We start from the raw sequence: 12,988 nt of genomic DNA, 5'->3' as shown, positions 1-12,988 counted from the left end.
CCGGCCTTGTCTTGAGGGCAAACGGGGAGAAAGAGGCGGAAAAAGACGCGCGACGGCGCGCGCGAGGCGGCCGCGGCTAACAGGAATCGGGTATGGATCGGCTATTTGTCCGCCTGGAAGCGAACAAGAAGCGGCACTGACCCGCTGGTGGGCAGGATTGGCGGGAAATCAGCGCCGGAAAATCACCGCGGCACCGCCAGCCCGAACTCGCGCATCGCCGGCGCGAAGTCGTGATTGCTCTCGGGCTTGCGCGCGAGCTTCGCAAGCACATAGCGCTGGAACGGGTCGAGCTGCGCCCAGTCTTCGAGGCCGGGTGCTTGCAGGCTGGCAAGCTCGGACTGAAGCGCAATGCCGCCCGGCACTGTGTTCACGTCGCGCCAGGCCGGCGCTTCTTCGGGCGCGAACCATTCGGGCTCGACGTTCGCATGCGTGCGCATCATCTCGAAGAGCGCGTGGTCGAAATTGGGCTCGATCTGCGTGTCTTCATCGACGGGGAAACATGCCAGCAGCCGGCGGTCCTCGTAGGGCAGCAACTGCCATTGCGCGAGAGAGATGCGCAGACCAAAGCGATCCAGGTTGAAGCGCACGCACATCGGGATATAGGTGAGGTTTTCGGACGACTCGACCTCGAACCGGAAAAGCAGCGGAGCTTCGTTCAATGCCATGACGGTATCCTCGCGAGGCGGGCAAAGGCGCAGGCAAGCGCGCGCGGCCCGCTTGAGGTATTTTAGAACCTTCCGCGCGCGGCGCGGCTGCGCTGTCCCCTGGCGGCGCTGCGGTGCCGCGCCGCACAAGGACTGATGGAGTTTTGCGCTTGAATACCCCAACCCGCTCGCAGATCGCGGCGACGAATCCCCTGGAATCCGATGGCCAGCCCGGCGCCATCGAGTTGCGCGTGCACCGGCACCGTGGCGGCACGGTAGAAACGCGTGAGGACCACGTTGGCCAGGAATGGCCCGTCGCGCTCGTCTTCAATGGCATTTCGCACGCGGTCATGATGTGCACGCCGCGCGACCTCGAAGCGTTCGCCGTGGGCTTCGCGATCTCAGAAGGCATTGTCGGGCGCAACGCCGACATTCAGGACATCGAGGTGTACTGGCACGACGAGGCGGATTTGCCGCATGCCGAGGTTCATCTCACGGTCGTGCAGCAGGCATTCGTCGAACTCAAGGAAAAGCGCCGCGCGCTCGCCGGGCGCAGCGGCTGCGGCGTGTGCGGCATCGAGAGCATCGACTTGCTCGATCTCGAGCCCGAGCAGGTGCCCGACACCGGCTTCGCCGCGCGCCTGGCGCCGGACGCCATCGCGCGCGCCGCACGCGAACTGCCGCAGCACCAGGCGCTCACGAAGCTCACCGGCGGCTTGCACGCGGCCGCGTGGTGCGACGAGAACGGCGCGATCCTGCGCGCCTTCGAGGACGTGGGGCGCCACAACGCACTCGACAAACTCATCGGCCAGCTCGTGATGGAGCGCGCCGACACGCAGCAGGGCTTCGTCTTCCTCTCCAGCCGTGCAAGCTACGAACTGGTGCGCAAAGCCGCGCGCGTGGGCATTCCGATGGTCGCGACGATCTCGGCGCCTTCTTCGCTTGCGATCGCCATTGCGAAGCGTGCCGGACTGCGGCTCGTGAGTTTTTGCCGCGAGTCCGGCTATGTCGATTACGAAACGGCCTGATTCAACCTGAGCTTGCGCTCGCGGCTCAATCGAACTGCCGGAAATCCGGCTTGCGCTTTTCGAGGAACGCCGTGAACGCCTCGCGCGCTTCGGGCGCGAGCAGCATCTTGCCGAAGTGCACGAACTCTTCGCTCATGCGCGTCTTGATCTCGTGGTCGCTCGCGCGCTTCATGAGCGACTTCGTCACGCGCAGCGACGACGCGGGCAGCGCCACGAGCTTCGCCATTTGCCCGGCGACGAACGCGTCGAGCTCGGCGGCCGGCAGCACACGGTTCACGAACCCCATGCGATGCGCTTCGGCCGCGTCGAAGGTCTCGCCGAGCAGCAGCTTTTCCGCCGCGCCCTGATAGCCCGCAATGCGCGGCAGCAAGAGCGACGAAGCCGCCTCGGGGCACAGCCCCAGTTGCGCGAACGGCACGGCGAAGCGCGCATTGTCGGCGGCGTAGACGATGTCGCAATGCAGCAGCAGCGTCGTGCCGACACCGATCGCCGGCCCTTTCACCGCCGCGACGATCGGCTTGTCGAACGTCGAGATGGCGTCGAGAAAGCGGATCACGGGGGAATCGGCGCCGGCGGGCGGGCTCTTCAGGAAGTCTTCGATGTCGTTGCCGGCCGTGAAGATCTCAGCGTGGCCGCTCAGCAGCACCGCGCGTACCGAGGCGTCCTCGTTCGCACCGGTGAGCGCGTCGGCCATCGCCTGATACATCGCGGGCGTGAGCGCATTCTTGCGCGCGGGCCGGTCGATGGTGATCGTGAGCACGCCGTTTTCGCGTGCTACGAGAATTTCGTTGCTCATACGAATGTCTCCTCTGTCGACCGGAGTTGGCGCTTCAGCGCTGACTCCAGTCCCACCTGCTCTGATACGAAAAACGGTCCGCAAACCGTGAAGTCTGCGAACCGTGTCGATAACGCCTGAGCGCTAGTCGTGCTTACAGCCGCTCGATGATGCCCGCCGCGCCCATGCCGGTGCCAACGCACATCGTGACCATGCCGTACTTGTAGTTGCGGCGGCGCAGGCCGTGCACGACCGTCGAGGCGCGAATCGCGCCCGTCGCGCCGAGCGGGTGGCCGAGCGCAATCGCGCCACCGAGCGGATTGATCTTCGAAGGATCGAGGCCGAGGTCCTGGATCACCGCCAGCGACTGCGCGGCAAACGCTTCGTTCAGCTCGATCCAGTCGAGATCGTCCTGCTTCAGGCCCGCGGCCTTCAGCGCCGCCGGAATCGCTTCCTTCGGACCGATGCCCATGATCTCCGGCGGCACGCCGCGCACCGCGAAGCTCACGAAGCGCGCAAGCGGCGTGAGGTTGAACTGCTTGAGGATCTTCTCGGAGACGACGATCAGCGCGCCCGCGCCGTCCGACGTCTGCGAGCTGTTGCCGGCCGTGACCGAGCCCTTGTTCGCGAACACCGCGCGCAGCTTCGCGAGGCCTTCGAGCGTGGTGTCGCCACGCGGGCCTTCGTCCAGCTCGATCAAACGTTCCTTCACCTTCACTTCGCCCGAAGCGAGATCCGGGAAGCGCTCGACGATCGTGTACGGCGCGATCTCGTCCTTGAACTCGCCCGCTTGCTGCGCGGCGAGCGCGCGGCGATGCGATTCGACCGAGAACGCGTCCTGCGCCTCGCGGCTCACCTTCCAGCGCTCCGCGACCTTCTCGGCGGTCAGGCCCATGCCGTAAGCAATGCCGATGTCTTCATTGCGATCGAAGATATGCGGCGAGAGCGACGGCTTGTTGCCCATCATCGGCACCATGCTCATCGACTCGCAGCCGCCCGCGATCATCGCGTCGGATTCGCCCACGCGGATGCGGTCGGCGGCCATGGCGAGCGCCGTGAGACCCGACGCGCAGAAGCGGTTGACGGTCACGCCGCCCACGCTCTGCGGCAGCCCCGCGAGCAGCGCGCCGATACGCGCCACGTTCAGGCCTTGCTCGGCCTCCGGAATCGCGCAGCCGACGATCGCGTCTTCGATCACGCTCGTGTCGAGCCCGGGCACCTGCGCCACGGCCGACTTGATTGCGTGAACGAGCAGCTCGTCCGGGCGGGTGTTCTTGAACACGCCGCGCGGCGCCTTGCCGATGGGAGTGCGGCTCGCGGCGACGATGTAGGCGTCCTGCAACTGTTTGCTCATCTCTTACTCCAGTATCTGGTGTGCGTCGTGCCGCTTAGTTGCGCACCGGCTTGCCGGTTTGCAGCATGCCCATGATGCGTTCCTGCGTCTTCTGCGTGCCGAGCAGTTCGACGAAGGCGCGGCGCTCGAGCTTGAGCAGCCATTCTTCGTCGACGAGGCTGCCCGCCTCGACGTCGCCGCCGCACACCGCTTCCGCGATGCGGCTCGCGATCAGGAAGTCGTGATCGCTGATGAAGCGGCCGTCGCGCATGTTCACGAGCGACGCCTTGATGGTCGAGATCGCCGAGCGGCCCGCCACCGGAATCTGCGTGGCGCGCAGCGGCGCACGGTAGCCCGCCGCGCTCAGCGCGCGCGCTTCCTTCTTCGCCGTGTCGAGCAGTTCGAACACGTTGAAGACGATCGTGTCCGAAGGCTTCAGATAGCCCATTGCGCGTGCTTCGTGCGCCGAGGCCGAGACCTTCGCCATCGCGGCGTTTTCGAACGACTTCTGCAGGAAGCGGAGCAGATCGCTCGGCACCGCGCCAATCGCCTGCGCGCCTTCGGCCGCGCGGATCGCCGCTTCCTTCAGGCCGCCGCCGGCGGGCACGAGGCCCACGCCCACTTCCACGAGGCCGACATAGCTCTCGATGTGCGCCACACGCTTCGTGCTCTGCAGCATGATTTCGCAGCCGCCGCCGAGCGCGATGCCCGACACCGCCGTGATGACCGGCACGTTCGCGTACTTCACGCGCAGCATCGTGTCCTGGAACTTCTTCACGAACGGCTCGATGCCTTTCGCACCGCCCATCATGAACGCGGGCATCGCCTCTTCGAGGTTCGCGCCAGCCGAGAACGGGCCGCCCGGCGCGCCGAGCTTCAGCGACGTCGGTTGCCAGATCACGAGGCCCTTGTAGCCGTCTTCGGCGATGTCGATGGCCTTCACGAGCGAGTCGAGCAGGCCCGGGCCCATCGTGTTCATCTTGCTCTTGTACGAGACGATGACGACGTCGTCCTCGCCCGCGCGGTCGTCCACCCAGGCGCGCAGGTTTTCGTTCTCGAACAGCGTCTTGCCGTAGGTCTTCGGGTCGCGTGCATTCGTTTCACCGAACAGCGCCGCGCGGAACACCTGGCGCTCGTACACCGGCAGATTCGAGCGCGGCACGAAGCGCGCTTCGGCGGGCGACCACGAGCCGTCCGCGCCGTGCACGCCGCCGTTCGCGGCGACCGGACCTTCGAACACCCAGGCGGGCAGCGGCGCATTCGACAGCGCCTTGCCTGCATCGATGTCTTCCTTCACCCACTCGGCCACCTGCTTCCAGCCAGCGGCCTGCCAGCCTTCGAACGGGCCTTCGTTCCAGCCGAAGCCCCAGCGGATCGCGAGATCGATATCGCGCGCATTGTCCGCGATCGACTGCAGATGCACGCCGATGTAGTGGAACACGTCGCGGAAAATCGACCACAGGAACTGCGCCTGCGGGTGCTGCGTTTCGCGCAGCAGCTTCAGACGTTCTGCGGGCGGGCGCTTGAGGATACGGCCCACCAGCTCGTCGGCCTTGCCGCCGCCGTCGACGTACTCGCCCGTACTCGCGTCGAGCACCTTGATCGCACGGCCTTCCTTGCGATAGAAGCCACCGCCCGTTTTCTGGCCGAGCGCGCCCTTCGCTACGAGCCCCGCGAGCACCGCCGGCGTTTCGTACACCGGGAAGAACGGATCGTCCTTCAGGTTGTCCTGCATCGTCTTGATGACGTGCGCCATCGTGTCGAGGCCCACGACGTCCGCCGTGCGGAACGTCGCCGACTTCGCGCGGCCAAGGCGCGAGCCCGTGAGGTCATCGACTTCGTCGAAACGCAGTCCGAACTTCTTCGCCTCGGCGATCACCGCGAGGATCGAGAACACGCCCACGCGGTTCGCGATGAAGTTCGGCGTGTCCTTCGCGCGCACCACGCCCTTGCCCACCACGCTCGTCAGGAACGATTCGAGCTGGTCGAGAATTTCGGGCTTCGTTTGCGCGGTCGGGATCAGCTCGACGAGGTGCATGTAGCGCGGCGGGTTGAAGAAGTGCACGCCGCAGAAGCGCGCCTTCAACGCATCGTCGAAGCCATGCGAGAGTTCGGTGATGGAAAGGCCCGAGGTGTTGGTCGCGAAGATCGCGTTCGGAGCGATGTGCGGCGCGACCTTCTTGTAGAGGTCGTGCTTCCAGTCCATGCGCTCGGCGATCGCCTCGATCACCACGTCGCATTCCGCGAGTTTGGCGATGTCGTCTTCGTAGTTCGCGGGCGTAATGTATTGCGCGTCGTCCTTCACGCCGAACGGCGCGGGCGAGAGCTTCTTGAGCGTCTCGATTGCCTTGAGCGCGATGGCGTTTTTCGGGCCTTCCTTCGCGGGCAAATCGAACAGCAGCACGGGCACGCGGGCGTTGATCAGGTGCGCGGCGATCTGCGCGCCCATCACGCCGGCGCCGAGCACGGCCACCTTGCGAATATTGAGGTTGCTCACGTTGTTCCTCCAGCGGGTATGCAATGTCGAGCGGATTGAGGTGTGAGGGCGGCGTGCCTCAACAGGTAACCGAGCGGGCGCCGCCTCTGGACATCGTGTTGAGCGGGCGCGCGCCTTTGCAAAGCACGCGCCCGTTGGCTTTTAGAACAACGCTTCGTCGACTTCCATCAGCGTCTTCGAACCCGCGCGCGCCTGGCGGATCGCCGTGGCCGTTTCGGGCAGGAGCTTCGCGAAGTAGAAACGCGCCGTGGCCAGCTTCGACTTGTAGAACGGATCGCCCGAGCTTTCCTTGTCGAGCGCGATGCGCGCCATGCGCGCCCAGAAGTACGCGAACACGAGGTGGCCCGCCGTACGCAGGTACGGCACCGCAGCGGCGCCGACTTCGTCGGGGTTCTGCATGGCCTTCATGCCGATTTCCATCGTGAGCTTCTGCACCTTGTCGCCGATGTCGGCGAGTGGGTTCACGAACTCCTGCATTTCCGGCTTGATGCCTTCGGCTTCGACGAACTCCGTCACGAGCTTGCCGAACTTCTTGAGCTTCGCGCCCATGTCGCCGAGCACCTTGCGGCCCAGCAGGTCGAGCGACTGGATCGTGTTCGTGCCTTCGTAGATCTGGTTGATACGCGCGTCGCGCACGTACTGCTCCATGCCCCACTCCGAGATGAAGCCGTGGCCGCCGTAGACTTGCATGCCGAGGTTGGTGCTCTCGAATGCGTTGTCGGTGAGGAAGGCCTTGATGATCGGCGTGAGCAGCGCGACGAGATCGGCGGCTTCCTTGCGCTCGGTTTCGTCAGCGTGCGAAAGTTCCTTGTCGATCTGCAGCGCCGACCAGTACGTGAACGCGCGCGCGCCTTCGGCCCAGGCCTTTTGCGTGAGCAGCATGCGGCGCACGTCCGGATGCACGATGATCGGGTCGGCGGCCTTTTCGGGCGCCTTCGGGCCGGTCAGCGCGCGCATCTGCAGGCGCTCTTTCGCGTACGTGAGCGAGTTCTGGTAAGCGACTTCGGTCAGGCCAAGGCCTTGCATGCCCACGCCCAGGCGCGCGGCGTTCATCATCACGAACATGGCGTTTAAGCCCTTGTTCGGCTCGCCAACGAGCCAGCCCTTCGCGCCGTCGAGATTCATCACGCAGGTCGCGTTGCCGTGAATGCCCATCTTGTGCTCGATCGAGCCGCACTTGATGCCATTGCGCTCACCGACTTCGCCCGCGGCCGTGGGGATGAACTTCGGCACGACGAAGAGCGAGATGCCCTTGGTTCCCGGCGGCGCGTCCGGCAGGCGCGCGAGCACGAGGTGGATGATGTTCTCGGCCATGTCGTGCTCACCGCTCGAGATGAAGATCTTCGTGCCGGTGATCGCGTACGAGCCGTCGCCGTTCGGCTCGGCCTTCGTGCGCAGGATGCCGAGGTCGGTGCCGCAGTGCGGTTCGGTCAGGCACATCGTGCCGGTCCAAACGCCTTCGACGAGCTTCGGCAGATAAGCCTTCTGCAGTTCGGGCGTGCCGTGCGCATGCAGACACTCGTAGGCGCCATGCGAGAGACCCGGATACATGGTCCACGCCTGGTTCGCCGAGTTCAGCATTTCGTAGAGCGCGTTGTTCACGAACGCGGGCAGACCCTGGCCGCCGTAATCGGGATCGCAGCCGAGCGCCGGCCAGCCGGCCTCGACATATTGCTTGTACGCTTCCTTGAAACCAGTGGGCGTGGTGACCACGCCGTCGCCGGCGTAGGTGCAGCCTTCACGGTCGCCGACCTGGTTCAGCGGAAACAGCACCTCGGAGCAGAATTTGCCGGCTTCTTCGAGCACCTGGTTGATGGTGTCGGCGTCGAGGTCGGCGTGCTTCGGCATCTGCTTCACTTCGCCTTCCACGTTCAGCAGTTCGTGCAGCACGAACTGCATGTCGCGCAGCGGCGCGGTGTACTGTCCCATGTCTTCTCTCCAAAATTTGAGCTACGGGTCCCACGCGCGCCGCCGCGACTTCGTGTTGCGGTCTGGGCGCTACTGGGTCTCGCTCTGATACGAAACAATCAGCTTCTCGAACGCGGCCCACGTATGCTCGACCGCGTCCGGCAGATGCAGGAAGCGGCCGTCATGGTGCAGGCCGAGCGTCACGCTATACAGTTCGAAGAGCATCAGCGCGGGATCGGTCTCCTTGCGCAAATGGCCTTCTTCAATTGCCTGCGAAATGGCCCTCAGGAGCGCCGCGCGCCACATCGACACGCTCGCCACGAGCTGTTCGCGCACCTGGCTGTCGGCGCGGTCGTCGTACTCGACGGCGCCGCTGATGTAGATGCAGCCGGTCGTGACTTCGTGAATGCGCTTCTCGAACCATCGCGACAGCATCGCACGCAGACGCGGCAAACCGCGCGGCTCGCGCAAACTCGGAAAGAAGACTTCTTCCTCGAATCGACGGTGGTACTCGCGCACCACCTCGACCTGCAGGTCTTCCCGAGACCCGAAGTGAGCGAAGACGCCACTCTTGCTCATCTGCATGCGCTCGGCGAGCAGGCCGATGGTCAGGCCTTCCAGGCCATCGCGTCCTGCGAGGTCGAGTGCTGCATCCAGAATGGCGGCTCGTGTCTGTTCGCCTTTTCGCATAGCTTTCTTTACCGTAACGATGTGGCCGCGATGTTGCCGTCAATTGCTCGTCAACTGCTTACATCAAGGCCTGAATTAAATCGAACGGCCGTACTATTGTTGAGGACAGCCGTCCGCGAAACAAGGACTTTATTAGAAACCGATTTCTAACCGGTACTCTAATTTTGGGGGTTCGTGCGCCGCGCGCAAGCCGACATTCTCTCGATTGCACGTGCGCGGATTCGTGTGGCAGGCGGCTTTCTCGTTCTAGTCGTAGCCGCCCACCGTAATGAGCTTCATGAGGGCACGATAGAACGCCCACGCAAGCCAGTTCACGGCGCGCACGTGCCACGGCCGCGCCTCGTAGCGCGCGCGGTCGATCTGCGCGGCATCGCCGAATGCCGTGAGTATCTCGCCGCGCAGCTGTTCGATCTGCGGATGCTGCACGAGCAGCACGTTGGCCTCGTTGTTGAGCACGAGGCTCAGCGCATCGAGATTCGAGGAACCCACGGTGCCCCAGCTCGAATCGACGACGGCCACTTTGCCGTGGAGCATCGTTTTCTCGTACTCCGCAATCTGCACGCCCGCGCTGAGCAACTGGTGATAGAGGAACGGCACCCCGTAGTCGAGCACCTTGAATTCTTTTCGTCCGACCAAAAGCTTGACGGCCACGCCGCGTTCCGCGGCGCTCACCAGCGCGCGCCGCAACCGCCGGCCCGGCATGAAATACGGATTGGCGAGCAGCACTTCCTTGCGCGCCTCGCCGATGGCGTCGAGATAAGCCTTTTCGATGGCGCGCCGGTTGACCACGTTGTCGCGCGCGACGAACGCCACGCAGGGCACTTGCGCCGTGCGTGGATCGCGCACGCTCGCGCGCAGACGCTCGCGCAGCCGCGTGAAGAAGCGCTTCGCCCGCGGCGAGTCCACGGTGGGCGCGAGCGCGCGCAGTGCGTCGTCGACGATCTGCGTGGGGCGCCCGATCGTGTGGCCCGTGGGATGCGGCGACATGAAGCCCGCGCTCGCGGGCACGCCGGGCGAAACCTGCTGGGGCAGCGGCGGCCGGTAGCCAAGCCGGATGCGCCGCCACTGCTGCTCGATCGCAAGACGCACGTCCACGACCACGGGGCCGTGCAGTTCGACGGCGAAATCCCAGCGCGAATACGGCAGCTTGTGGCCGTCCTGCTCGAAGTCGTCGATCACGTTGATGCCGCCGCAATACGCGAACTGGTCGTCGATCACACAAAGCTTGCGGTGCGTGCGCGAAAAACCGAAGCGCCCGAAGATATGCGGGTTGTAGACGCGATGCTCCACGCCGGCGCCAGGCCAGGTCTCGAACAGCGCAATGCGCGGCGAGCCAATGCCGTCGGTGATGACGCGCACGCGCACGCCGCGCGCCGCCGCGCGTATGAGCGCGTCGGAGAGCGCGCGACCGATGTCGTCGTCGCAGAAGATGTAGGTTTCGAGCGCAACGTCGCGCGCGGCGGCGTCGATGCGTTCGATCATCGCGCCGAACAGTTCGGCGCTCGAGCCAAACAGGCGCACGTCGTTGCCGCTCGTGAAGCGATAGCGTGAACGATAGCGCCGGCCAAGCAGCGCCTCGCGCAGCCTCACCACGCGCTGCGATTCAATGCCGGGATCGGTACTGGTCTCGCTCATGTTGGGCTCACCCGCGACCTTCGCCTAGCCGCTCGGGCAGTTGCAGAATGGCCTCGCGGTTCGACCACGAGAAACACTTCGCCGCCGCCTGCTCGTAAGGCAGCCACACATAAGCCGTATGTTCGCGCGGCGCGAGCGTGACGACTGTGCCCGCGGGCACTTCCAGGCTGAACCAGTGCTCCGTGTTGCGCGTGACGCCGGGCGCGTAGCGATGGCGCCAGACAGGATAGATCTCGTACTCGATCTCGTGACGCCAGTCGAGCAGCGCCGAGTGCGGAACGCCCGCCGCGCCGACGGCAATCCCCGTTTCTTCGCCCACCTCCCGCACCGCGGTTTCGGCGAACGGCTCGTCGAGCCGGTCCTTGGAACCGGTGACCGACTGCCAGAAACCGGGCCGGTCGGCGCGTTCGATGATCAGGACCTCCAGTTGCGGCGTATGGATGACGACGAGTACGGATTCCGGAATCTTCGGCGGCTTCTGCATGGCGATGGAGCGTGGGGAGGAACGCGCACTGCGCGCTTGCGGCGCGTCTAAAGGTAATTTAACGCAAAAAGCAAAAAAGGCGCACGATGCGCCTTTTTTGTTGTTGCGATGCAAAAGCCCCAAGGGCCTTCGCAGCAGGAATCAAGCGCTTACTGCGCTGCCTTCTGCTCGGGCTGACGCAGACGGATGTGCAGTTCGCGCAGCTGGCGCTCGTCCACCGGGCTCGGGGCCTGCGTGAGCAGATCCTGCGCACGCTGCGTCTTCGGGAACGCGATCACGTCGCGGATCGAGTCGGCGCCGGCCATCATCGTGACGATGCGGTCCAGACCGAATGCGATACCGCCGTGCGGCGGCGCGCCGTACTGGAGCGCGTCGAGCAGGAAGCCGAACTTCGCACGGGCTTCTTCCGCATTGATCTTGAGCGCGCGGAACACCTTGCTCTGCACGTCTTCCTGATAAATACGCACCGAGCCGCCGCCGATTTCCCAGCCGTTCAGCACCATGTCGTAAGCCTTCGCAAGGCAGCGGCCCGGATCCGTTTCGAGGTATTCCAGGTGCTCGTCCTTCGGGCTCGTGAACGGGTGGTGCGCGGCCACGTAGCGGTTTTCTTCCTCGTCGTACTCGAACATCGGGAAGTCGATCACCCACAGCGGCTTCCAGCCCTTCTCGACCAGGCCGTTGGTCTTGCCGAACTCCGAATGGCCGATCTTCAGGCGCAGCGCGCCCAGGCTGTCGTTCACCACCTTCGCGCGATCTGCCGCGAAGAAGATGATGTCGCCGTCTTGCGCGCCGGTGCGCTCGAGGATCGCAGCGATCGACGCGTCGTGCAGGTTCTTGACGATCGGGCTTTGCAGACCGTCACGGCCCTTCGCGACTTCGTTGACCTTGATCCAGGCGAGGCCCTTCGCGCCGTAAATGCGCACGAATTCCGTGTAGCCGTCGATGTCGCCGCGCGACAGTTCGCCGCCCTTCGGCACGCGCAGCGCCGCAACGCGGCCGTCCTTGCTGTTGGCCGGCGTGCTGAACACCTTGAAGTCCACGTCCTTGACGGCGTCGGTCAGATCGGTGAACTCGAGTTTCACGCGCAGGTCCGGCTTGTCCGAGCCGAAGCGGCGCATGGCTTCCGAGTACGGCATGACCGGGAACTTCGCGTCGAGCTCGACGCCAATCGTTTCCTTGAACACGTGACGCGCCATGTCTTCGAACAGGTCGCGGATTTCCTGCTCGCCGAGGAACGACGTTTCGCAGTCGATCTGCGTGAATTCGGGCTGACGGTCAGCGCGCAGGTCTTCGTCGCGGAAGCACTTGACGATCTGGTAGTAGCGATCGAAGTTCGCCACCATCAGGAGCTGCTTGAAGAGCTGCGGCGACTGCGGCAGCGCGAAGAACTGGCCAGCGTTCACGCGCGACGGCACGAGGTAGTCGCGTGCGCCTTCCGGCGTGCTCTTCGTGAGCATCGGCGTTTCGATGTCGATGAAGCCGAGCGCGTCGAGATACTTGCGCACGGCCATCGTCACGCGATAGCGCAGACGCAGGTTGTGCTGCATTTGCGGACGGCGCAGGTCGAGCACGCGATGCGTGAGGCGCGTGGTTTCCGAGAGGTTGTCGTCGTCGAGCTGGAACGGCGGCGTGACCGACGCGTTGAGCACCACGAGTTCATGGCACAGCACTTCGATCTTGCCGCTCGTGAGGTTGGCGTTGACCGTGCCTTCCGGACGATTGCGAACGAGACCCTTGATCTGGACGCAGAACTCGTTGCGCACGCCTTCGGCGGCCTTGAACATTTCCGCGCGGTCCGGGTCGCAGACGACCTGAACGAGGCCCTCGCGGTCGCGCAGGTCGATGAAGATGACGCCGCCATGGTCGCGGCGGCGCTGCACCCATCCGCACAGCGAAACAGTTTGGCCCAGCAGCTGTTCGGTCACCAGACCGCAGTATTCAGATCTCATCGACATGATGTTCGTCTTTCGTTATGCATGAATGAACGGGAGCGG

The 12,988-nt window shown here is 64.7% G+C and carries 10 protein-coding genes; 1 reads left to right on the top strand and 9 read right to left on the bottom strand.

Annotation, left to right across the window (positions count from 1 at the left end):
* Positions 1–182: 182 nt before the first annotated feature.
* Positions 183–665: a nitrate reductase associated protein gene (locus U5A52_RS13460; RefSeq protein ID WP_321913678.1), complete on the bottom strand. Its 483-nt coding sequence runs from the start codon at positions 663–665 to the stop codon at positions 183–185.
* Between the two features lie 149 nt (positions 666–814).
* Between U5A52_RS13460 and fdhD the strand changes: the two genes are divergently transcribed.
* A complete protein-coding gene (gene fdhD, locus U5A52_RS13455) occupies positions 815–1,672 on the top strand; it encodes a formate dehydrogenase accessory sulfurtransferase FdhD (RefSeq protein WP_321935008.1) in 858 nt (285 codons plus the stop codon).
* Positions 1,673–1,697: 25 nt separating this feature from the next.
* On the opposite strand, the gene U5A52_RS13450 is transcribed toward fdhD, so the two are convergent.
* From U5A52_RS13450 to aspS, 8 genes are all read right to left on the bottom strand, one after another.
* On the bottom strand, positions 1,698–2,468 hold the full coding sequence (locus U5A52_RS13450) for an enoyl-CoA hydratase (RefSeq protein ID WP_321935007.1): 771 nt from the start codon (positions 2,466–2,468) through the stop codon (positions 1,698–1,700).
* Between the two features lie 133 nt (positions 2,469–2,601).
* A complete protein-coding gene (locus tag U5A52_RS13445) occupies positions 2,602–3,801 on the bottom strand; it encodes an acetyl-CoA C-acyltransferase (RefSeq protein ID WP_321913675.1) in 1,200 nt (399 codons plus the stop codon).
* Between the two features lie 34 nt (positions 3,802–3,835).
* Positions 3,836–6,277: a 3-hydroxyacyl-CoA dehydrogenase/enoyl-CoA hydratase family protein gene (locus U5A52_RS13440; protein WP_321935006.1), complete on the bottom strand. Its 2,442-nt coding sequence runs from the start codon at positions 6,275–6,277 to the stop codon at positions 3,836–3,838.
* A 141-nt stretch (positions 6,278–6,418) separates the two neighbouring features.
* Positions 6,419–8,206, bottom strand: a complete 1,788-nt coding sequence (locus U5A52_RS13435) for an acyl-CoA dehydrogenase C-terminal domain-containing protein (protein ID WP_321913673.1) — start codon at positions 8,204–8,206, stop codon at positions 6,419–6,421.
* Positions 8,207–8,275: 69 nt separating this feature from the next.
* Positions 8,276–8,875, bottom strand: a complete 600-nt coding sequence (locus U5A52_RS13430) for a TetR/AcrR family transcriptional regulator (RefSeq protein WP_233882901.1) — start codon at positions 8,873–8,875, stop codon at positions 8,276–8,278.
* A gap of 246 nt (positions 8,876–9,121) precedes the next feature.
* Positions 9,122–10,510 carry a phospholipase D-like domain-containing protein gene (locus U5A52_RS13425; RefSeq protein ID WP_415765335.1) on the bottom strand — a complete coding sequence of 463 codons (1,389 nt, stop codon included), beginning with the start codon at positions 10,508–10,510 and terminating at the stop codon, positions 9,122–9,124.
* 7 nt (positions 10,511–10,517) lie between these two features.
* Positions 10,518–10,994, bottom strand: a complete 477-nt coding sequence (gene nudB / locus U5A52_RS13420; RefSeq protein WP_321913672.1) for a dihydroneopterin triphosphate diphosphatase — start codon at positions 10,992–10,994, stop codon at positions 10,518–10,520.
* Positions 10,995–11,143: 149 nt separating this feature from the next.
* Positions 11,144–12,949, bottom strand: a complete 1,806-nt coding sequence (gene aspS / locus U5A52_RS13415) for an aspartate--tRNA ligase (RefSeq protein ID WP_321913671.1) — start codon at positions 12,947–12,949, stop codon at positions 11,144–11,146.
* Between the last annotated feature and the right edge of the window lie 39 nt (positions 12,950–12,988).

It is taken from the genome of Paraburkholderia sp. J8-2, assembly GCF_905220195.1.
In the GTDB taxonomy this organism is placed as follows: Bacteria; Pseudomonadota; Gammaproteobacteria; order Burkholderiales; family Burkholderiaceae; genus Paraburkholderia.
The sequence above is the reverse complement of the archived record's forward strand: the minus strand, read 5'-3'. Positions and strand labels throughout refer to the sequence as shown.